Raw genomic sequence first — 22,922 nt, forward strand, 5'->3', positions numbered from 1 at the left:
CGTCATGAATCTGGAGCGCTCTCCGTGCAGATGATTTCATCTGAACGGAAAGCGCTCTAGGCTGCGGATCTAGATGCACGCCAGACCGGTTGGCCCGATGAGCGCGTTTCGCACCTTGTTTTCCCGCCTCTTCGCCGGTCTCCGGACATCGCTGCCGTTGCAGGCCAGCGTGATCGTGCTCGTCGCCGTCATCGGCATCGAAGGGGCGACCCAGGTGGGATTCGTCGGCCGCGGCCTCGATTCCGCCGAGGAATGGTCGCGCGACCTGCGCCTGACCATCGGCAACATCTTCAAGCGGTCGACCACGCCCCATCCCGAGATCGTCGTGGTCACCATCACCGAGAGCGTGCTCGACGCCTTCAAATACCGATCGCCGGTCGACCGGCAGTTCCTGTCGGACCTCCTGGACAAGCTCGCGGCAAAACATGTCCAGGCGATCGGCGTCGACGTACTGCTCGATCGCCCGACCGAGCCGGACAAGGATGCGGCCCTGCGCCATACGCTCCGCACCTTGCCGGTGCCGGTCGTCATGAGCTTCGTCGAAGACCCTCGCCTGCTGGAGCCGGAACCGCTCAAATTCCTGAAGGAGTTCGTTCCGCCGGAAGAGCGCGGCATGGCGAACATCCCGTTCGGCAAGGACAATGTCGTACGCTCGATCTACCCGGGCGAGTTCGATCATGACGGGCACTACATCCCCGGCCTCGCCCGCGCCATCCTGGGGCGGATCGGCATCCAGACACCGGACGAGGAGCCGCGGCTACGCTATCTGCAGCCGCTCGCCGACGGGTCGCCGCCCTTCACCGAGATCGAGGCCGACACGGTGGAATTCGTGCCGGAGGCATTGCTGGCCGGCAAGATCGTGCTGGTCGGCGCCGACCTCTCGATCACCGACCGGCACCTGACGCCCTTTTCCCGCAACCAGGGTGGCCTGGACGGCGAAATGGCCGGCGTCATCATCCATGCCCACGGCCTCGCCCAGTTGCTCGACGGCAAGGGCGTCAAGATGCTGCCCCAGGCCGCGGCGATCCTGCTGCTGGCCTTCATGGCGGTGATCGGCACGACGCTCGGCCGCCTCGCCCTGCCGACCTGGGGCCAGGCCGGCATCGGGCTGGGCCTGATCGCGCTGTTCTGGGCCGGCGGCTTCGTCATCTATGGCGAGACGGAGCTGTTCATTCCCCTGGTCGACCCGACCGTGGTCTTCGCCGCCGCCAGTTGGCTGACCGATCTGGTCATCGGCCGCGAGATGCGGCAGCAACGCAACTTCGTGACCAATGCCCTGTCGCGCATCGTGTCGCACAAGGTGGTCGACGAGTTGCTGCGCGACCCCTCGAAGCTGTCGGTGGCCGCAACCCGGCGCGAGATGACCTACCTGTTCACCGACGTCGCGGGCTTCACCACGCTCGCCGAATCGATCACGTCGGATCAGCTGTCGGACCTGTTGAACCACTATCTCCAAGGCCTGTGCGACGAAATCCTGCGTGCCGAGGGCACGGTCTGCCGGTTCATCGGCGACGCGGTGTTCGCGCTGTGGAGCGCGCCGATCGAACAGCCCGATCATGCCGCCCGCGCCGTCGCCTGCGCGCTCGCGATCGATGCCCACACCCAGGCGTTCCGCCACGCGCAAAAGGAAAAAGGATTGTCGTTCGGCAAGACCCGCATCGGCGTCCACAGCGGCGACGCCATGGTCGGCTTCTTCGGGGCGAACGACCGGATGGAATATACGGCGCTGGGCGACAATGTGAATGCCTCGTCCCGGCTCGAAAGCCTGAACAAGTTCTTCGGGACCCGCATCGCGATCAGCGAGGCCACGGCGCTGCAGGCGCCGGATGTGCCGATGCGCCTGGTCGCCAACGTCATCGTCAAGGGCAAGAGCCTGCCGATGAAGATTTACGAACCGTTGAAATCCCAGGTCATCGAAAGCGGCTACGCGGCGCGCTATGCCGTGGCCTACGCGGCGCTCGAGGCCGGATCGCCCGATACGCCGGCCCTGTTCGAGGCGCTGGCCGTCGAGAACCCGGATGACGGCGTGGTTTCTTTCCATCTGGAACGGCTGCGCCGGGGCGTCATCGAACAGGAAGTGGTGCTGCTCGAGAAGTAGCGGCGTCGCGGATCAACTATATTTCGACCAATCGTTTTGGGTGTGACGATTGACGCACCCTGCGGCACGGGTAAAATGCCATGTATCTTTTGCCCGTTAGTTTCGGCCGTGGCGCCGAGCCGATCGAGCGGCGCGCTCATCATGCAGCGCGACGGTATCGGTGCAATGGGGCGTGGACTTTGAAGAGGTCTCAGATGAACATTATTGCTGGTCCTGCCGCCCTCGCGTTTTGCGCGTTGGCGGTTTCGCTCGTGGCGCTCGGCGCGCCGGCCCGGGCCGACGAACCGTCGCTGGTAGTGCTGAAGGTCGCCGGCGTCGCGCTGAAGCCCGGCGACAAGGTCCCGGGTACCCAGATCCTGAAGCTGACCGACGGCCAAAGCGTCAGCCTGATCGGCTCCGACGGCAAGATGATCCTGCTCAAAGGCCCCTATGATGGTCCCGCCGCCAGGGTCGCCGAGGTGAAGACCGCCAGCGTCACTGACATGCTGCAGCCCCTGTTCAGCAAGGCCAAGGTCGAGACCGCCATGCCCGGGGTCATCCGCACCGCGACAGAGGCCGGACCCGACAGCACCCCCTGGGTGCTGGACGTGAGCAAGGGCGGCGATTTCTGCGTCTATCAGACGATCGGCTACGATCTGTGGCGCGCGGACAATGGCGCGGCCGAGACGGTGACGATCCAGTCGCTGGATCATCCGGCCACGCCCGTCCTGATCCAGTTCGATGCCCATAAGTCGCGCGCCGCCCTGCCCGACTCCCTGAGCTTCGCGGACGGCGAGAAATACAAGCTGAGCGGCGCCGGCAGGACGACCGAGATCACGGCCCATGTCGTGCCGGAAACCGTACCGCAGGACCGGACTGCCGCCGCCTGGTTCATGACCGACAATTGCGAGTCCCAGGCCCGGGCGCTGCTCAAGAGCTTCTAGGAACCGGCGCCACCCTCGCCCACGACCACGAAGGGTGCCCACATCATCGGATGGGCATAAAGCGGATCGCCCGTCTCCATCAGCTTGACCATGGAGCGTTCGACCGCCTCGGCCTTGCCGAGGGTCGGATCGTCGACGACCGACTGGACGGCAGCCGTCGTCAGGAACACCGAGGCGCCGGAATTCACCGGCCAGTGCGACACCAGGATCGAGCGCGATCCGGCATAGAAGAAGGCGCGGGCGAGGCCGGAGAGGCTCTCGGTCGTCGTCTCGCCCCCGGCCGCTGCCGTGTTGCAGGCCGACAGCACGACCCAATCCGCATCGAAATGCAGTTGCGCGATCTCCGATGCCCGCAGCAGGCCGTCGTCCGGATTGGCCCCCTGGTTTGGAGTCAGCACCAGGGCGGGCTCGGTCAGGCCCTTCAACTCGCCGGCCATCAGGCCGTGCGTCGCGAAGGCGACGACGCGAAAATCGGCGAGGTCGAGATCATGCAGGTGTGGCCGGGTCGCCTGGTCGGACAGGATCACGTCGCCGACCGGCGCCTTCAGGGTCCGGGCGATTTCCCGCAGTTCATCCGCCGTCTCGGGCAACGGGTTCAACTGATTGACCAGGTTGACGTCAATGCTCTCGCCCTGCATCGCGACGGGTGTGCGGTTGCGCAGGCGCGGACCACCCAGTCGCGGCGCGCCGAAGCCCAGAAACGGTTCCTTCGCCGCGGTCGGTTTCGCGAAGGCCCTGAGGGCGCGCAGCGAATTGACCGAGGGCAGCACCGCGAAGGCATAGTGTCGGGCCAGCCAGTCGACCCGGCGATAGTCGATCGGCTGCTCCAGATCCGCCGGCGGCTTCGTCCCGACCAGCACGTTCAGCGGCAGGGCCTGCAACGGTCCATCGACCACGACCAGCAGGTGCGTGGCCCCATGGAGTGCTGGCACGAGCGGCGCGAAGATCTTCTTTTGCAGCTCGAATGCCAGCTTCGCGTCGTAGACCGGCAGGCGGTCGCGCGCATCCGCCGCGATCGAGGACGGATCCAGCCCGCGGCGCAGCAGGCGGACGACCTGGTCGAGTTGCCCCCAGCCGACCGGCAGGCGGATCATCTCGGCACCATCCTGTCGGATGACCCAAGCGTAGGTCGCGAGCGGTGCCACCAGGTAGGAGACCATCACTTCGTCGCGCTTCAACAGTTTCTGCAGCGCGGCCAAGCCCTCGGGCTCCTGGCTGGTTGCCTCGGCATAGGCCGGAAACCGCTCGTGCAGCAGCACGTCGAGATTGCGGACCTGGCCCGACAGCGCCGTGCGCTCTGCCTGCAACTGGTCCTCCGCCGCCAAGTCCCGGCCGGCCGCCGGGGTGGCGGCAGCCTTGATCAAAGTCGCGTCGACCCGGCGCCATTGCTCCTGGGCATCCTGCTGCTGGCGCACGATATCGCTCAGCGCCCCCGTTCCGGCTGCGAAACGAGCAGCCATCTTGGCCACGACCGACCCGACCGAGACGCCCTGGGCCAGCTGCGCCACCTCGAATGCTTCGGCGGTCTGGCTGGGGCCGTCGCCGGTCGCGGCCAGCAATTCGACATGGTGGACGAAGGCATAGCGGGCGTCGCGCCGTTCGCCGTCGGCCGCGCGCGTATCGGCCTCCTCGCCCCGCGAGGCCCGTCCCCGGAAGATCGCAGTCGCACGCCGCATGGACTCGAGCCCGTCGGCCGGCCTGTCCTCCAGCGTCTGCAGGTCGGCCAGCGTGTTGTAGGCGTTGGCGACGTCCGGATGCAGGTCGCCGAACGCGGCGGTGCGGATCTCGATCGCCCGGCGCAGCAACGGCTCGGCATCGGCCAGCCGCTTCTGATCGCGCCGCACCAGCGCCAGATTGAGCAGGCTGGTGGCGACGGCCGGATGGGTCGGTCCGAAGGCGACCTCCCGGATCTTCAGCGCCGCTTCCTGATCGGCCGCCGCCTCGTCGATGCGGCCCTGCTCGCGATAGAGCTCCGCGAGGTTGCCGAGCGTATTGGCGATCTCCGGATGCCCGGCCGGATAGGCCTGCTGCAGAATGCCGAGCGCGCGCAGATAGAAGCTTTCCGCCTGCTTGGGTTGCCGGTTGTCGCGATAGAGCTTGGCCAGATTGTTGAGCGTCGCCGCAAGGTCCGGATGCGCCGGTCCCAGCGCCTTTTCCTGGATGGTCAGCGCCCGGGCATAGACCCCGATACCATCGTCGGACCGGTCCTCGGCGACCAGGACGTCGCCGAGGTTGGTCAAGGTGGCCGCGATGTCGGGATGATCCGACGGCAGCGCCTTCTCGCGGATCGCGAGCGCGCGCCGCAACTCGTTCTCAGCCAGCGACAGGCGGTCCTGCTGGCGATGCAGCAGGGCCAGGTTGGCGAGACTGGTCGCGACCTCCGGATGATCGGGGCCGAGCGCCCTCGCCCGGATCTGCACGGACCGGACGTAGTAGGCTTCCGCCTCGGTCAGACGGTTCTCCGTGCGTAACAGGTCGGCGAGGTTGTTGCAGGCGCTGCCGACTTCCGGGCTGTCGGGGCCGAGCGCGCTCTCGCGGATCGCGATCACCTGGCGGAACAGCTTCTCGGCGGGCGCGAGGCGGTTCGAGCGCTGGTAGAGTACCGCCAGATTATTGGCCGACGTCGCCACGTCCGGATGGCCGGGACCGAGCGCGGCCACGCGAATTTCGAGCGCTCGCGCGGTCGCGGCCTCGGCATCCCTCGGTCGCCCCATGGCGCGATAGAGGATGCCGGCGGCATTGAGCGCATCGGCGAGGTCCGGGTGCAGGGGTCCTCGCGCGGACTCGATCGTTCCGACGGATGCCGTCAGCAATCGCTCCGCCTCGGCGAACCGGCCGAGCGCCCGGTCGATCAGGGCCAGGGTGATGACGGTGTGGGCATGGATCGGCCCCGCCTTGCCATCGACCCTTTCGGCGAGATCGGCAGCATTCTGGGCAAGTTGCAGGGCGTCTGTGAGTTTGCCGCCATTGCCGACCGCATCGGCAAGAGCGTTCGTCAAGGCGGCGAGCGCGATGGGGTCGACCGGGTTTTCCGCCTGGCGCAAGGCCAGGGCCGCGCGCAGTTGCGTTTCCGCCGGGCCATAGCTGCCCAGCGCCAGCCCCATCATGCCATCGGCTTCGAGCGCCAGGGCGCGGGCGTCATCGGTAGCGGCCCCGGCCGGCAGATCTTCCGCCAGGGCCGCCTTGGCCGCAGTACGGGCCTCGCCATACCGACCGGCCCGGCGCAGCAACAAGGCTTGGCGCGCGAGGCTTCGAACCCGGACCGCCGGCGGTCCGACCCGCGTCACGACGACGACCTGGGTCTCGACCGTCGTGGCATCGGCGAACCGGCCGAGCCGTTCCAGGCGGCTGGCAACCCGTTCGAGACCGGAACCATCACCCCTGGTCGCCGCAGCGCAGAGCGGCCCGTCGTCGTCGGCGGGTCTGGCGCAGACCGGCGCCATCGCATCCTGCCAGGGTTCGGCGGCACCGGCCGGCCCGGTCAGGCCGAGCCGGAGCGCCGCCAGCAAGCTCCAGAAAACAATGCGGACCTGCGGGTCCGCCAGGATCAATGCACCGTCTTCCCGGAAATCAGGTTGTCGATGTACTGGTTGGCGAAATCATAGACCGGGTCGTTGCTCTTTTTCTTCTTCTTGTCCTTGTCGTCGTCGGACGGGCCGGTCAGATTTCCGATGTCGACATTCTGGTCGTTGCTGGCGAGCTGGCTGGTCGAACCATTCACGACCTGGGTGATGTCCGCCGGGAAACTGCGGAATGGCGAGCCGTAAGTGACCTCGATCGCCGTCACGTTCACGTCAATGAACGGAGCCGTCAGTGCGACGTCGCCGCCCACGACGTTGCCGATGATGAATTGGGACGCGGTGATGTCGACGGAACCGTTCTGCAAGGCCGTGACGTTGCCGTCGACGCTGCGGGCGACGATGGCGATCGGCGCGCCGGTCGAGGTGTAGTTGCCGGTCACCGCCGCGGTGCCCGAGATGGTGATGCCGCCCGCGGTCACGTTCTCGGCCACCGTCTGGGTCGCGGCGATCTGAGCCAGGCCGGCGGACGTCACGGTGCCGCTGACGTTCGCGCCGCTGAGGCTGGCGCCACCGGCGCTGACGTTGACCGCGGCCGAGATGTCGTTGGCGGCGATATTGGCCGAACGCGTCGCCTGGACCGAGCCGGAGAAGCTGTCACCGGAGATGTTGGCCGTGTCGGCCGTGACCGTGGCGTTCACCGCACCGGTCGCCGTCACGCTGACCGAACTGCCCTGGATCGTGCCGCTGACCGTGCCGGCGTTGATCGTGGCGCTCGACGTGGTGATGATGCGGCCTTCGACCGAGGTTGCCTGGATCGCCACGATATCGTCGGACTCGAGCGAATGGTCGCCGAAATTGATCGTGCCGCCGATGTTGGTCGCGGTGAACCGGCTGACCAGCAGCGAACTGTTGTTCTGCACCGTTGCGTTGTTGGCTCCGGTGATCGACAGCGACGGCACGCGCGCGCCCGTCGTGCCGACCGAGCCGTTGAAGAAGATGTTCGCGTTGGACGAGACCAGCGCCAATCCGAACGCGCCATTGACCGTGCCGCCCAGCGTTATGTCGCCGGTGCCGCCATTGATCGTCGTGTTGCCGGCCATCACGATCGGTCCGCTGCTGCTGAACCCGTTGGCCGTGTAGGTGCCGCCCAGCGTCATACCGCCGGTATAGGCCTGCGAACCCGTGGTCGTGACCGAGCCGAGGCTGATCGAGCCGGCATTGATCGCGAGATTGGACAGTGCTGTCCTGGAGCCGATCGTCGTGAAGGCGACGCTGCCGGTGCCCGCGTTCAGGGTCAGGCCGAATGCGCCATCGATCGTCCCGATCGACAACGCGCTGTTGTTGGTCGAGGTATCGATCACCGTCGTGCCGGTCAGGGTCAGAGAATCCGAGCTGAAGTTGCCGCCGCTGGTCAGCCGATAGGCCCCCGACAGCGAGACCTGGCCCGACGACGACGAGAACAGGCTGCCCAGGTCGAGCAGCACGCTGTTGGTGATCGGCGTCGTGTAGCTGGTCGTCGAAATGGAGCCGCTGACGCTCAGGCTTCCCGTTGCCCGCAGATCGACGACGGCGGTCGTCGCGACGGCGCCGCTGACGGAAACCGCGCCGTTGTTGCCGCTGAGCACCAGCGAGTTCAACGCATTGCCGGTCGAGCTGCCGATGTTGCCCGTCACCGTCGTCGTGCCGTTCGTGGCGCCGATTTCCAGGCTTTCCACCCCGGGGTCCGCCGCGACGATCGAGCCCAGGATGGTGATCGTGCCGCCATGGCCGGCCGTCCCGCTCGCCGTGATCAGAACGTCGGGACCGGCCTGATAGGTCGAGCCGGGCGTCGGAACCGTGCCGCCGGCGCCGTTCACCAGTTCGATCGCGCCGCGCAGTGCCGCCCCGGCCGCGCTGCCCTCGATGGTCACCGTTCCGCCGGCGCCACCGATCGTACCGACGGCGACGTCTGTGCCGATCGCATCGGCCACCCCCGTATTGCCGCCACGGGCCGTCAGTGTTCCATAGGAGAAGGCCGTGGACGAGCCGCTGAAATCGCTGGAATTGCCGGTGAGGATGACCTCGTTGGTCGCGTTGCCGGTCGCGATCAGGGTGACGGAGCCGCCCGCCGCACCGCCCGGTCCGGTCTCGGTATCGCCGCCGCGAGCCCGGGCGCGCGCCAGGGCGATCGTATTGGCGTCGATCGTGATCGCGCCGCCATTGCCGCCGGTGCCGCCGATCGCGGCGCCCCCGTCGACCGACACGTAGTTCGTGGTGAAGGCACCGGTCGCATTCACGGTGATGGTGCCGCCATTGCCGCCGGCGCCGCCGGATGCGAGGGTCGACCAGCCGCCGACTGCCGAAATGCCATCATCGTTGACCCCGCCCAGGATCGCCACGGCACCATTCGTCGCGGTCAGGATGATGGTGCCGCCGTTGCCGCCGCTCGCGGTCACGGAACTGCCCGTCTCCGTCTCGCCGCCACGCGCGGAGACGTTCGTGAGGCTGAGGCTGGATCCGGTGATGGTGATGGTACCGCCATTGCCGGAGACGCCACCGGTCGTGACGTCCGCGCCGCGGGCGTAGACGCCGAGGTCGTCCGCGGGATTGGCGCTGTTCAGGGTGCCGATCGAAACGGCGCCCGCCGCATTGATGAAGATCGCACCGGTCGTCGTCGTGCCGGTCTGATTGTTCCCGGGGTTGACCGCGATGCCGCCCGGCATGGTGAAGGTGCCGGTGATCGGGCTACCGACGCTGCCGACCGTGAGCGAGCGTGCCCGGAATTCGTTGGTGCCGCTCTGGAGCGATGCATTGACCACCGCAGGGCCGGTCACGTTCCGCGCATTGCTGATCGTGACGTTGCCCAGGGCCGCGGTCGTACCGACCAGGCCGGCGAAGCTGACGTCGCCGCCGCCGGCATTGAGCGTGAAGGCCCCGGACCGCGAAACCGCGTTGTCGAGCGTACCGTTGAAGCTGATGCCACCGCCGGTCGTGGTGATCCCCAGGGAATTCTGCAGCGTGACGGGACCGGTGGCCGAGAAGCTGCTGACCGCGGTGGTACCGCCGATCGAGCCGGACAATTGGACACCGCCGACGGCCGAAAGGGCGAGCGACTGGCCGCCGGCGCTGGTGCCGTCGACCGTGCCGCCCAAATTGATCGCCCCGGCCGTAGCGGTGAAGCTGCCATTGCTGGCGAGCGTCACGGGGCCGGAATAGCTCTGCGTGCCCGCCGTCGTGACCGGACCGTTGAGCGTGGTGCCGCCCGCGGCGCTGAGGCTGAAGCCGGCACCGCCGGTGCCGTCGGTGATCGGTCCGCCGTAGCTCTGCGTGCCGGTCGTGATCAGCGCCGCACTGAGCGTGATGCCGTGTGCGGCCGTGACGTTGAGGTTGGTCAGCGCGGTCGTGGCGCCGACGCTTCCCGTCAGCCCGATCGTGCCGGTCGAATCGACCAAGGTCAGGGCATGGGCGCCGTTGACCGCGCCGAAGATGCTGATGTTGCCCGACACGGCCGTGATGGTCGTGTCGCCGGTCAGCAGCAGCGGACCCAGGTCGACGAAACCATTCACGTTGATGATGCCGGTAAGCGTCAGGCCGGCACCGACGTCGAAGGTCTGCGTGCCGGTCGCGTTGATCAGCGAAGAGCCGGTGCCGACGATGCTGCCGGCGGTCAGCGAGAAATTGTTGAGCGCCGTGGTACCGCCGATCGACCCGTCGAATTCGGCGACGCCGGTGACCGAGATGGTCAGAGACTGGGCGCTGGCCGTGGTGCCGTCGATCGTGCCGGTGAATTGGACGGCGCTGCCGTTGATCGTGGTGTCGCCGGCGAGCGTGACCGGACCCGCATAGGTCTGTGCGCCCGTGGTCGTGATCGTGCTGACCAGCGAGATGCCGCCGGGTGCCGTCACGCTGAAGGCGCCGGCCCCGTCGACCGTGCTCTCGAACGTGATGATGCCGCTGTCGGCGGTGAAGTTGCCGTCCGTGCTCAGCGAGACCGGCCCGGCATAGTCCTGGGCGCCTGTAGTGTGCACGGACGACGGCAGGGCGATGCTGCCGCTGGTCACGGCGAGGCTGGTCAGGGCGGTGGTCGAGCCGATGGCCCCGCTGAGGGCGACCGGCCCGCTGGTATCGAGCAGCGTCAGCGCCTGCGCGCCGTCGATCGTCCCGCTGATGGTGATGCCGCCCGTGCCGCCGGTGATCTGGGTGGTGCCGGTCAGCGTGAGCGGCCCGGTATCGGAAAAGCCGTTGGAGTTGATGTTGCCGCTGACATTGAGGGCGGCGGTGACGTTGTAGGTCTGGGTGCCGTCGGCCGAGACCGTCGGGATGCCGCCGCCGGTGACGCTGGCGGCGGTCAGCGAGAAATCGTTGAGGGCGATGTTGGAGCCGACGAACGCGGTGAATTCGACGGCCCCGGTCGCGGCGATGGTCAGCGACTGGCGACCCGAACTGTCGCCGTCGACGAAGCCTGCCAGCAGGATCGACGTACCGGTGAGCGTGGTATCGCCGGCGAGCCTCATATTGCCGGTATAGTTCTGCGCGTCCGCCGTCACCGCCGACGGCAGCACGATGCTGTTGCTGGTGACGGTGAGGTTAGTGAGAGGTGCCAAGCCGCCGACGGCGCCACCGAACGTCACGCCGGCGACGCCCGATACCTGCGCCTCGAAATTGCCGTCGAGCGTGCCGCCGAAGCTGATGCCGGCGGTGCCGGCATTGAAGACCGAGTCGGCGACCAAGGTCGCCGGGCCGGTGTAAATCTGGTTGCCCACCGTCGTCACCTGGGTCGGCAGGGTGATGCTGCCGCCGGTCACGGTCAGGGTGGACAAGGCCGTGTTGGCGCCGATCGGACCGTTCAGCACGATCGCATCGCCGGCGTCGCTTAGGGTCAGCGCATGATTCGTGCTGGCGGTCGAGTCGATGGCGCCGAGGGTGATACCCCCGGTGGCGGTCAGCGTCGCATCATTGACCAGGACGGCGACGTTGGAATAGCTCTGCGACCCGCCGGTCGTCACCGACCCGCCGAAAAAGACCGGGCTCAAGACGCTCAATGAGCCAGCGCCGTTGACGGTGCTGCCGAAGTCGACGCTTTGGGTGGTGCCGGCGTCGAACGTCACGTTGCCGCTCAGGGTCACCGGCCCGATATAGGCCTGGGAGCCGGTCGAGTTGACCGAGGTCAGCACGATGCTGCTCGCCGTCACGGTGAAGGTGTCCACCTTCGTGGTCGCCGTCAGCCCGCCCACGACATTCTCGAACGTCGCGACGCCATTGACCGCGGAGACCGTCACCGGGGAGTTGCCCTGCAGCGTGTCGAAGAACGTTATGCCGCCATTGTCCGACGTGATCGTCGTCGCCGCGCTGACGGTCGTCGGACTGCGGTAGTTCTGGTCGGATGCGGTGTGGACCGTGTCCGGCAGCGCGATGCTGACCGCGCTGAAGTCGATCTGGTTCAGAGCCGTGCCGCCGCCGATGGCACCCGCGAAGGTGATGACCCCGGTCGGTGCGGAAAGCGTCAGGGATTGCCCGCCCGCGCTGGCGGCGTCGACCGTGCTGCCGAACTGGATGGCGCCGGTCGAGGTGATGGACGTGTCGCCGGTCAGGGTCACCGGCCCCTGGATGCTCAGGCCGTTGAGCAGCGAAAGCGTTCCGCTGACGTTGGTCGGGTTGCCGTTCGTCAGACCGATCTGCACCTGGTTGATCGTCCCGGCGGTGCCGGTGCCGTTCAGCGCGTCGAGCATCGATTGCGGAACGGAGAAGGCTTCGGTATCGGTCCCGACGCCGATGGTGATGGCCGTGACGCCGCCGGGCAGCGTTCCGCCCAGGATCGCTTGCGACCCGCTGTAGGCGCCGCCGGTGAAATCGTTGTAGCCGGGGTTGCTGGCGGAGATGAGGCCCAGCGTCGACGACGGCGAAATGATCAACAAGCCCGGCGTCGAGATGTTCGCGGGCGAATCGGCGATGGTCAGCGTATCGGCGAGGAGCGCGATGTTGCCGGCCGCGGCCACGAGCGTGGCGCCGCTGTCGAGCTGGAGATGGCCGCCATATCCCGCGAACAGCAGCAGGTCGGCATGGGACGCGTCGATCGCATTGCCGCTGACACCGGTATTGGTCAGCGTCGCAGTGCCCTGGATCTCGATGAAGCCGTTCGGCTGGTTGAACTGCTGATCGGCCGCCTTGATGTAGATACCGTCCGCCGTGATCGAACCGCCGATGGTGATCTGCGCGCCGTCGGTCGCGGACAGCAGCGTCGTGTTGTCGACGAAGATCGACAGCGGCCCCGCGGCCGTCACGTGACTGCCCTGGCCGACGTCGATGACGCCGCCGAGGCCGGTCTGGATGGAAATGAAGCCCGCGGCGGTGGAAATGTCCGCACCGATGTTGACCGAGGTCTCGCCGGTCAGGGCCAGCGCCCCCGATCCGTTCAGATGGATGGGCGCGTTGATGGTCAGCGCATGCCCAGCCGTCAGGGTCAGCCCCGCCTGCGACATGTCGATCTCGGAGGAGACCGTGAGGTTGCTGGTCGCGGTGAGCGTCACGTTCGTCGACGAAAATTCGAAGCTGGTCGGATCGACGTGCTGGGCATCGGAGCCGCCGGTGACGATGAAGAGGTTGGTCGGATCGAGCAGCCAGCTGCCGAGCCTGCCGCCGGGCGCGGAGGTATCGACCCGCGCCGCGCCATCGACCTGGAGCGAGCCCTTGCTCGACGTCTCGACCCATCCGCCATTGCCGGTCCCGGCGCCACGGGCCGAGATCGTGCCGTCGAAGCGCGTCGTCGCGTCCGACCAGATCGAGACGGTCCCGCCGTTGCCGCTGTGGATCGCATTGGCATTGATCGCAGCACCGCCCATGACCAGGGTGGTTTGCGCGTGGTGTACGCCGCCCCCGCCGTGGGGACCGCCGCCGATCTGGACCTTGCCGCCGCCCGCACCGCCGGAGACGTCGACCTTCGCCGTCGCAGCCAGCGTGACCGCACCGCCGGTCACCACGACGGAGCCGCCGGTCTGGCCCGCCTTCGTGGCGCTCGCATCCAGCGTCGCCGCGACGGTCACACCACCGTCGCCGCCGTCCAGGATGATGTCGCCGCCGGCGACGGTGACGCCCTTGGCCTCGACCACGCCGTTCATGTTGATGACGTTGTCGACCACGCCCTTGACCACGTCGGCGGTCACCAGCACGTGGCCGCCGTTCGCAGACAGGGTGCCGTTATTCTCGATCGCCGCCTTGAACGGCTTGCCGTCCGGTCCGATCGCCAGCGCCGTGACCGGGCTGGTGACGGCGAGGCTGACCAGCCCGTCCCCATAGAAATCCAGGGTCGATGTCGTGCCGGCAGCCAACGTCACCTGACCCAACGTCGCCTGGATGACGCCGTCGTTGCGCACGCCCGGGGCGACCAGCGCTGCCAGGCCCTGGTTGGCGATGGTGATATGGCCGTCGTTGACGATGGAGGCAGTGGCGCTGCCGGCCTTGTCGAGTGCGAGGCGCCCGCCGGCGGCGAAGCTCTTCACCGCGGCCCCGGTCATGGTCGCCGTGCTGGCGACCAGGCCCGCCACGTCGACATGGGAATCCTTGCTGAACCAGATGCCGTTGGGATTGGCGAGCACGACGCGGCCGTTCGACGACAGGTCGCCGAAGATCTGCGAGGGCGTGGCGCCGGTGACTTCGTTGACCGTGATCGAGCTGGAGCCGGGCTGCTGGATCGTGACCTTGTTGCCGCTGCCGATCGAGAAGCTTTGCCAATCGATCACCGTGCGGTTGGTCCCGGTCGTGACGGCCAGCCGGTTTGCCGCGGGCTGCGCGATGGTCGCGGTGCCGGCGACGACGGTGCCGCCGGTCGGAAGCCCCTGCGCGCCCGCCGGGGACGACGCGACGACGGCGAGACCAGTCAGCGCGGTGGTGCCTAGCAACAGGCGACGCAGATGCAATGGGATGGAAGTGATACGCATGCCCGTGCTCCCGAACTTCGAGCCCGATTTCGAGCCCGAAGAAATATTCTTTACGCGAATACCCGCCGGACGCGCCGGCGAGCCGGTTCGTTCATTTTTAGAAGCTGGCGTTCAACGAGAAGAAAAGATGCCAGGACTTCGCATCGCCATGCCCGCGATCGGCAGCCAGTTCCCGGGTCAGCGGTTTCGCCAACTCGATATTGCTGGTGTAATTGTCGAACAACGCCAACCGCGTACCGACACCGGCGGACGCCAACGAGGCGTTGACGGTGCCGCCGCCAACGTCGCGGAGACCGTTGAACGGCAGGTTCGTGTGCCGGGTAACCACCTCACCCAGGTCGTAAAACGTATAGAACTGGGTATAGCGCAGCTCGCCCAGGTTCAGGTTGGGCGTCCATTGCAGCTCGATCTTGCCGGCAATCCCGTCGTCGCCGGTGATTTCGGAAGGATCGTAACCGCGGCCAAAAGCAGCTCCGCCCAGGCCGAACTGTTCGCCCTGCAGCAATGCCCCGCCGAAAGCGGTCTGCCCTTGCAGCGCCGTCAGCACCGCGAAATCGCCGCCGAGGCCGGTCGTCCGCGCGACGCCGACGACGAGCTTGCTGAATTCGGGATCGCCATAGAGGCGCGAGGCGATCGGACTGGCGAAGCGCGAAGCGTTGAGGATCGGCAGGCCATGGCTCAGCTCGAAATTGACCTGGTCCTGGCCATCGAGGGCATCGGCGACATCGTAGGTGCCGTTGAGCCGAAGCGCGCGGACCTTGTCGTCGGAAGTGGGCGTCAAATCGCCCGGAACCAGCTTGAGCCGCGTCGTCCCGTCGCGATAATCGAAATTCAGGCCGACCGTCAGGTCTTCGCTGCGCTGGCGGATGAACTCGTGCTTCACGCCGAACAGCAGGGTTTCCGCCGTTGTGTGGGTGCCGAGATCGGCGAGCGTGAAGCCCGGTGCGGCACGGGTCCGGCTGGCGGTGAACAGCAGGCTGGTGCCGTCGTCGTCGATCGGCACGCTCTCGTCGAGTTCCATGTAGGACAGCTCGCGGATGCTGGGCGTCGTCGCATAACGGAACGACGTGCGCTCGTTCAGGCCCAACACGTCGTTGATGCCGACCGACGCGTAGCCCTGCCACGGTCCGATGTAGCGGGTGCCGCGATTATCCAGCTCGAAATTGAAATCGAGCGTCTTTTCCGTCGCGACCAGGGTCAGGTCGGATGCACCCGGCACCGTCGCCGATGGGTTGAGCACGCTGCGCACGGTGAGGCCGGGCAATTCGTTCGCCAGCAGCAGGTAGCGTTCCAGATCCTCGGACTTGAGCGGCCGGGAGGCCTTCAGCTGCTCGCCATAGGCGACCAGCTTCGGGCTGCTGTCGCCCTGCACGGTCACCTGGTTGATGTAGCCTTCGATGACCGAAATGCGCACCGCACCGCCGCTGATCTTCTGGGCCGGCACCACGGCGCGCGACAGGATGTAGCCGGCGTCGCGATAGGCCCGGGTGATCGCATCAGCCCATTGATAGACCTCGGCCAGCGTCACGGTCTGCCCGACCCGCGCGCCGTAGACCGGCGCGAAACTGTCGGCGGGCAGCGCCACGGCGCCCTCGATCGTCACGCGGCTGAGGACGAATTGCACCTTCTCGGCATTCGCCGGCGGCACCGCCTCGGGTGCCGGTGCCGGCACGTCGAGTTCGGTCGTCGGCGGCCGCACCGCCGGCCCCTTGAGCTGGTCCGACAGGCGGTTGGGATCGATCGAGGGTGGAATGACCGGAACCGCCTGCGCCCAAACGACCGCTGGGATCACCAGAGTCAACGCCCCCACGCCACCGATGAATGAGCGTGTGAAGAAGCGGCGGCGAGCAAACAGACCAAACATGCTGCGCGTCATATGGGTCCAACCCCGAAAGGTGCAGTGATGCGCCGGGATGCGACAGTGACGGCCCTAGCCCCCCACACCGCCCGTTCCCGCGCATTCGATAAAGAGTAAATTACTATCAAATGATAAGCAATTGCCTGTGACATAGCTCACGGCAAAACCACCGCCAATGATAGGCGATAACTTATATTAGAATTGATCTGGAATTAGCGCACTCAGCGGTAGCGCGCGAGGCCGAGTTCGCTCAAGTCCGTCTCGGGATTGCGGCCCGACAGAAGATCCGCCAGCACCCGGCCGGAACCGCACGCCATGGTCCAGCCCAGCGTGCCGTGGCCGGTGTTGAGGTAGAGGTTGCGGAACTTCGTGCCGCCGATGACCGGCGGGCCGTCCGGCGTCATGGGCCGCAGCCCGCACCAGAAACTCGACCGGGCGAGATCGCCCGCACCGGGGAACAGGTCGCCGACCGACTGGTCGAGCGTTGCCTTACGCGCGATCCGCAACGTCCGGTCGAAGCCCGAAACCTCGGCCGTCCCGCCGACCCGGATCCGGTTGCCGAGCCGGGTGATGGCGACCTTGTAGCTCTCGTCCATCACGGTCGAGACCGGTGCCCGTGCCTCGTCGACGATCGGCACGGTGATCGAATAGCCCTTGATCGGATAGACCGGGATCTGGATGCCGAGCGGCCGGGCCAGGAACGGCGAGTAGCTGCCGAGCGCCAGGATATAGTCGTCGCCCGTCAGCACGCCGGCGCTGGTGGCGACGCCGCTGATCCGGTCGCCCTCGGTCACGAAGCCGTCGATCCGCGTGTCGAACAGGAATTTGACGCCCAGGTCGGCTGCCAGTTTCGCCAGGTTCTGGGTGAAGATATGGCAATCGCCGGTCTCGTCGCCCGGCAGGCGCAGGCCGCCCGCGATCTTTTCCGGCACGGCTGCCAGACCCGGCTCCGCCGCGATGCAGCCGGCCGGATCCAGCACTTCGAATGGTACGCCATAATCCTTGAGCACGGCGATGTCGTCGACGGCGTGATCGACCTGGGACTGGGTGCGGAACAGTTGCAGGGTACCCTGGGCCCGGTCGTCGTACTGGATGCCGGTATCGGCGCGCAGCGCCTTCAGGCAGTCCCGGCTGTATTCGGCGATGCCCACCATGCGGCCCTTGTTGACGGCATAGCGCGCGGACGTGCAGTTGCGCAGCATCTTGACGAGCCACAGCCACATATAGGGATCCAGTGTCGGGCGCAGCTTGAGCGGCCCGTGCTTCATCAGCAGCCACTTGATCGCCTTCTTCGGAATGCCCGGTCCGGCCCAGGGCGCCGCATAGCCGGGCGAGACCTCGCCGGCGTTGCCGAAACTGGTTTCCAGTGCCACACCGGGCTGGCGATCGACGACGGTGACGGCATGGCCGGCCTTGGCGAGGTAATAGGCCGTCGTCACGCCGATGACGCCGCCGCCGAGAATGATCTTCATGAAACTCTCCGAAAGGGGATCAGTCGCCGATGTAGTGCCGGGCATAGCGCCCGCCGAGGCTGGTCAGGATTTCGTAGCCAATCGTGCCGGCCGCCGCCGCCGCCTGGTCGACCGGCTGGTGGGGGCCGAGCAGCTCGACGAAATCGCCCGGCTTCAGCGCGTCCGGGGGCAGGGCCGAGATGTCGAGCGTCAGCGAATCCATCGACACCCGCCCCGCGATCGGCAGGGCGCGATCGCCGACATAGGCCCGACCGGCCGGGCCGATGCAGCGTAGCCAGCCGTCGGCATAGCCCACGGCCAGGGTCGCGATGCGTGTCGGCGCCGTCGCGCGGAAAGCATGGCCGTAGCCGACCGCATCGCCCGCCGCGATCTCGCGTGTCTGGATCACCCGGACGTCGAGCCGGACGACGTCCCTCATCGGATTGATCGTGCCCGGCACCGGCGCCACGCCATAGAGCGCGGCGCCGGGGCGGGCCAGGTCGAAATGATAGTCCGGGCCGAGGAAGATGCCCGACGAATTCGCGAAGGACGCCGGCGCCGGCGGCAGGCGGCGGCGCTGGGTCTCGAACGCGGCCAGCTGCGCCCGGTTGGCCGGATGATCGGGCTCGTCGGCACAGGCAAGGTGGCTCATGACGGCCCGAAGCGCCACACCGTCGAGACGGGCCGGATCGCGTGCCAGCTGGTCGACCTCGGCAGGCGCCAGGCCGAGGCGCGCCATGCCGCTGTCGATCTGCACGACCGCCGGCAAAGACCGGCCCAGCCGCCGGCTGAGCCTGGTCCAGGCATCGACCTGGACCAGGCTGTTCAGCACCGGTGTCAATCTCGCCTCGAGGCAGGCGCCTTCGGCACCCGGCATCAGCCCGTTGAGCACGAAGATCTCCGCCGCGTCCGGCAGCACGTCGCGCAGGGCCAGGCCTTCCTGCAGATGGGCCACGAAGAAATGCCGGCAGCCGATGCGCGACAGGGCCGTGGCAACCCGTGCCGCCCCCAGCCCATAGGCGTCGGCCTTGACCACGGCGGCGCAGGCGGCACCGGCAAGCCGGCTGCTCAACAGGCGATAATTGTCGCAAAGTGCCGCCAGATCGATCGTCAGCACCGCGCCCGCGGCCTCGGGCACGGCGGCTTCGCACGAAGACTGAACGATGGTCCGGACCATGGCGCACTCGATCTGGCAGGCGGCTGAGATCATTCGAGGATAGTCGCAGATTGCCCTATTTTCCTGGCTTTCCCTCGCAGGAAGCTGCAATTAACGGACCAATCCGGCAGAATATGCCGCTTGTCTCGCAGAGAAGTTCAATGCCTCAGATCGATGCGACCGACGCGAAGATCGTGCAGCTGTTGCGGGCCGACGGCCGCATGAGCAACGCCAACCTCGCGGCCGCCGTCGGGCTCTCGGCCTCCGCCTGCCTGCGGCGCCTGCGGCTGCTCGAGCGCAGCGGCGTGATCCGCGGTTATACCGCGCTCGTCGAGGATCCGGATGCCGCCGAGGCGATGGTGGCAATCGTGCAGGTGACGCTCGAACGCCAGACCGAGGAATTCCTGCAGCGCTTCGAGACGGCGGTCCGCAAATGCCCTGACATCCGGGAATGCTATCTGATGACCGGGCTCGAAGATTATATCCTGCGCGTCGATGCGCGGAATGCCGGCGATTACGAACGCATCCACAACGAACAATTGTCCCGCCTGCCTGGTGTCCATCGCATCCGGTCGAGCTTCGCGATCCGCAGCGTGGTGCGCAGCCGGCCGCGATGACGGTCGGGAATTATCCGCCCGACGTCTTCTCGAACCGGCCGCCCAGCCGGTAGCGCGAGCCCGGATAGAGCAGCCGGGCCGAACTGACCAGCCCCCCGTCCGACCAGGTGCGGCGGCGCACCAGCAGGCAGGGCTCGGTCAGCTCGATGCGCAGATGCCCCGCCTCCCAAGCTTCGGTCAGGACGGCTTCGACCAGATGCTCCCCCTCGGACAGCGGCGCCACGGCCATCAGATACTGATGGGGCGTGATCGTAGCGAAATCCTGGTCCAGATAGGCCGGCGCCAGCGCCGGGTTCACGTAGCGGTCTTCGAGCTGGACCGGCAGGTCGTCCTCGGTATGCACGATGATGGTGTGGAACAGGCGACGCCCCGGCGCCACGTCGAACAGCCCCGCGATCTCGGTCGGCGCCAGCGCCACCTCCCGGCAGAGCAGGCGCATGCCATGCCGGTGATCGCGCTGGGCGATCTCGTCGGCGATGTTGCGGATCTCCATGAGCGGCGCCAGCGGCGCCCCGCCGCCGACGAAGGTGCCGACGCCATGAATGCGGATCAGCACGCCCTCGTCGGCCAATTCGCTGAAGGCGCGGTTCACCGTCATCCGGCTGACGCCCAGCACGCGCACCAGTTCGTTCTCGGACGGAATGCGCTGATCCCGGCCCCAGGCCCCGCTGTCGATCTTGCGAACGATACCCCGCTTGATCCGCTGGTACAGCGGCAGCGGGCCATCGTCGATTTCCAATGTACTCATCTGTTGTGCCGCATCTCCATCAATTCGGGCCTCCCGGTCCGCGATCATTCTACCCATTCGCAATTCGGTGTAGACAGCAGACATCAGGCCGGCTGGGACAAGGAGCTGACTCTAGTGATTCTGATCAACGCTTTGCGAAACGGCTTGGAAAAATTCCTCGAGCTTCTCGGCCCCGGTGGCGGACCGGTGCAGGTGGACATGCGGACACGCATCGCGGCAGACTTTTTGAAAGGCAGTGGCGTCGAATTCGGTGCGTTGCATTCTCCACTTTCCGTACCCGCCGGAGTCACCGTCAAATATGCGGACTTCCAAACCATCGATCAGCTGAAACTCTCGTTCCCCGACCTGCCTTCGATTAGATCTCCCGACTACGTCACGGACCTCGAGAGCATGTCCGCCATCGGTGATGCCAGCCAGGATTTCGTGATCGCCAATCACGTTCTGGAGCATGTCGAAGATCCGTTGAAGGCGCTCGGGTCGATGGCGCGGGTCCTCCGATCCAAGGGGATCGCCTACATCGCGCTGCCGGACAAGCGGTTCACCTTCGACAAGGATAGAGTGCTGACGCCGCTCGACCATTTGCTCAGGGACCATCGTGAAGGACCCGACTGGTCGCTTGCGGGCCACTACGAGGAATGGTGCCGCTGCGTGGACGGCCTGAGCGGGTCCGAGCATGCCCAAAAGATGGGCCTTATGCTGAGCCAGCGGGACAACATCCATTTCCACGTCTGGGATTATCCCGCGATGATGGAGTTGTTTTCCTACGTCACGAGAGCCGAAACGTCGGAATTCGGGATCGAAATGTCTGCGCTCAACGGCAGCGAGGTCATCTGGATCCTGCGCCGGAAATAATCCGCCGGCTTGGCGGAGCGCGCGGTGGCGTGTTATCAACATGTCTATACTTGTATAGTACGCAGGAGTGCCGCCGTGCAGAGATCTCGAGCCATCGATGGAAACCATCGTGTCATCCGGGCCCCGCGCGGCGCCCAATTGACCTGCAAATCCTGGGCGACCGAAGCGCCGCTCCGGATGCTGATGAACAACCTCGATGCCGAGGTCGCAGAAAATCCGCAGGAACTCGTCGTCTATGGCGGCATCGGCCGCGCCGCGCGCGACTGGGACTGTTTCGACCGGATCGTGGACGTGCTGAAGACGCTCGACGAGAACCACACCCTGCTGATCCAGTCGGGCAAGCCGGTCGGCGTGTTCCGCACCCACCCCGGCGCGCCGCGCGTGCTGATCGCGAATTCCAACCTGGTCGGCAAATGGGCGACTTGGGAGCATTTCCACGAACTCGACCGCAAGGGCCTGATGATGTACGGCCAGATGACGGCTGGCTCCTGGATCTATATCGGCAGCCAGGGCATCGTGCAGGGCACGTTCGAGACCTTCGTCGAGGCCGGGCGTCAGCATTACGATGGCGATCTGGCCGGCCGCTGGATCCTGACCGGCGGCCTGGGCGGCATGGGCGGCGCCCAGCCGCTCGCGGCAACCATGGCCGGCGCCTCGATGCTCGCGGTCGAATGCCAGCCGAGCCGGATCGAGCGGCGCATCGAAACGCGCTATCTCGACCGCTGGACCGCATCGCTCGACGAGGCGCTGGCGATCATCGACGAATCGAAGCGCAAGAAACAGCCGGTCTCCGTCGGTTTGCTCGGCAACGCTGCCGAGGTATTTCCGGAACTGGTCCGGCGCGGCGTGCGGCCGGACATGGTGACCGACCAGACCAGCGCCCATGATCCGCTGAACGGCTACCTGCCGGCCCGCTGGAGCCTGGAGCAGCACGAGGCGCTGAAACAATCCGATCCGGCCCGGGTCGAGGCCGCCGCCAAGGCGTCGATGGCCGAGCAGGTCAAGGCGATGCTGGCCTTCCACCGCGCGGGGGTGCCGACGCTCGACTATGGCAACAACATCCGCGCCATGGCCGAGGAAGTGGGGGTCAGCGACGCGTTCGACTTCCCGGGCTTCGTGCCGGCCTATATCCGCCCGCTGTTCTGTCGCGGCATCGGCCCGTTCCGCTGGGCCGCCCTGTCGGGCAATCCCGAGGACATCTACAAGACCGACCAGCGGGTCAAGGAACTGATCCCTGACAATCCGCACCTGCACCGTTGGCTGGACATGGCACGCGAGCGGATCCAGTTCCAGGGTCTGCCGGCGCGCATCTGTTGGGTCGGGCTCGGCGATCGCGCCAAGCTGGGGCTCGCCTTCAACCAGATGGTCGCCGACGGCGAGCTTGAAGCGCCGATCGTGATCGGCCGCGACCATCTGGATTCAGGCTCGGTCGCCTCGCCGAACCGGGAGACCGAGGCGATGATGGACGGGTCGGACGCGGTCGCCGACTGGCCGCTGCTGAACGCCATGCTGAACGTCGCGTCCGGAGCGACCTGGGTCTCGATCCATCATGGCGGCGGCGTCGGCATCGGCTATTCCCAGCATTCCGGCATGGTCATCCTGGCCGACGGCACGCCCGAAGCGGCTGAGCGCCTGAGCCGTGTGCTGACCAACGATCCGGCGACCGGCGTCATGCGCCATGCCGACGCCGGCTATCAGATCGCGAAGGATTGCGCCCGCGAGCGGCAGCTCTGGCTGCCCATGCTCGACTGAGGCTGCCCATGGACGGCCTGCCCCGGACGCCCC

The 22,922-nt window shown here is 66.9% G+C and carries 11 protein-coding genes; 5 read left to right on the forward strand and 6 right to left on the reverse strand.

Features of this window, described 5'->3' with window-relative positions; translation table 11 throughout:
- The first annotated feature begins 97 nt into the window (after positions 1-97).
- Positions 98-2,098 carry an adenylate/guanylate cyclase domain-containing protein gene (locus VGV37_RS17520; protein WP_326880999.1) on the forward strand — a complete coding sequence of 667 codons (2,001 nt, stop codon included), beginning with the start codon at positions 98-100 and terminating at the stop codon, positions 2,096-2,098.
- 194 nt (positions 2,099-2,292) lie between these two features.
- Positions 2,293-3,021: a hypothetical protein gene (locus tag VGV37_RS17525; RefSeq protein WP_326881000.1), complete on the forward strand. Its 729-nt coding sequence runs from the start codon at positions 2,293-2,295 to the stop codon at positions 3,019-3,021.
- On the opposite strand, the gene VGV37_RS17530 is transcribed toward VGV37_RS17525, so the two are convergent.
- The 5 genes from VGV37_RS17530 to alr form a co-directional block, all read right to left on the reverse strand.
- On the reverse strand, positions 3,018-6,572 hold the full coding sequence (locus VGV37_RS17530; RefSeq protein ID WP_326881001.1) for a CHAT domain-containing tetratricopeptide repeat protein: 3,555 nt from the start codon (positions 6,570-6,572) through the stop codon (positions 3,018-3,020). The genes VGV37_RS17525 and VGV37_RS17530 overlap by 4 nt on opposite strands.
- Entirely contained in the window at positions 6,569-14,455 is a 7,887-nt protein-coding gene (locus tag VGV37_RS17535) for a filamentous hemagglutinin N-terminal domain-containing protein (RefSeq protein WP_326881002.1), read from the reverse strand. The genes VGV37_RS17530 and VGV37_RS17535 overlap by 4 nt, the downstream gene beginning before the upstream one ends.
- 97 nt (positions 14,456-14,552) lie before the next feature.
- Positions 14,553-16,247, reverse strand: coding sequence for a ShlB/FhaC/HecB family hemolysin secretion/activation protein (locus tag VGV37_RS17540; RefSeq protein WP_326881067.1), 1,695 nt, complete (start codon positions 16,245-16,247; stop codon positions 14,553-14,555).
- A gap of 287 nt (positions 16,248-16,534) precedes the next feature.
- A complete protein-coding gene (locus VGV37_RS17545) occupies positions 16,535-17,785 on the reverse strand; it encodes a D-amino acid dehydrogenase (RefSeq protein WP_326881003.1) in 1,251 nt (416 codons plus the stop codon).
- A 19-nt stretch (positions 17,786-17,804) separates the two neighbouring features.
- Positions 17,805-18,941, reverse strand: a complete 1,137-nt coding sequence (gene alr, locus VGV37_RS17550) for an alanine racemase (protein ID WP_326881004.1) — start codon at positions 18,939-18,941, stop codon at positions 17,805-17,807.
- Positions 18,942-19,081: 140 nt separating this feature from the next.
- On the opposite strand from alr, the gene VGV37_RS17555 reads away from it, so the two are divergent.
- Positions 19,082-19,537, forward strand: a complete 456-nt coding sequence (locus VGV37_RS17555; RefSeq protein ID WP_326881005.1) for an Lrp/AsnC family transcriptional regulator — start codon at positions 19,082-19,084, stop codon at positions 19,535-19,537.
- Positions 19,538-19,547: 10 nt separating this feature from the next.
- Here VGV37_RS17555 and hutC read toward each other — a convergent pair whose 3' ends face one another.
- On the reverse strand, positions 19,548-20,285 hold the full coding sequence (gene hutC, locus VGV37_RS17560) for a histidine utilization repressor (RefSeq protein ID WP_326881006.1): 738 nt from the start codon (positions 20,283-20,285) through the stop codon (positions 19,548-19,550).
- Between the two features lie 114 nt (positions 20,286-20,399).
- On the opposite strand from hutC, the gene VGV37_RS17565 reads away from it, so the two are divergent.
- Positions 20,400-21,137: a methyltransferase domain-containing protein gene (locus tag VGV37_RS17565; protein WP_326881007.1), complete on the forward strand. Its 738-nt coding sequence runs from the start codon at positions 20,400-20,402 to the stop codon at positions 21,135-21,137.
- 93 nt (positions 21,138-21,230) lie between these two features.
- Positions 21,231-22,889 carry a urocanate hydratase gene (hutU, locus tag VGV37_RS17570; protein WP_414638027.1) on the forward strand — a complete coding sequence of 553 codons (1,659 nt, stop codon included), beginning with the start codon at positions 21,231-21,233 and terminating at the stop codon, positions 22,887-22,889.
- The last annotated feature ends 33 nt before the right edge of the window (positions 22,890-22,922 follow it).

Origin of the sequence: Aliidongia sp. (assembly GCF_035943795.1) — a bacterium.
Taxonomy (GTDB): Bacteria; Pseudomonadota; Alphaproteobacteria; order ATCC43930; family CGMCC-115725; genus Aliidongia.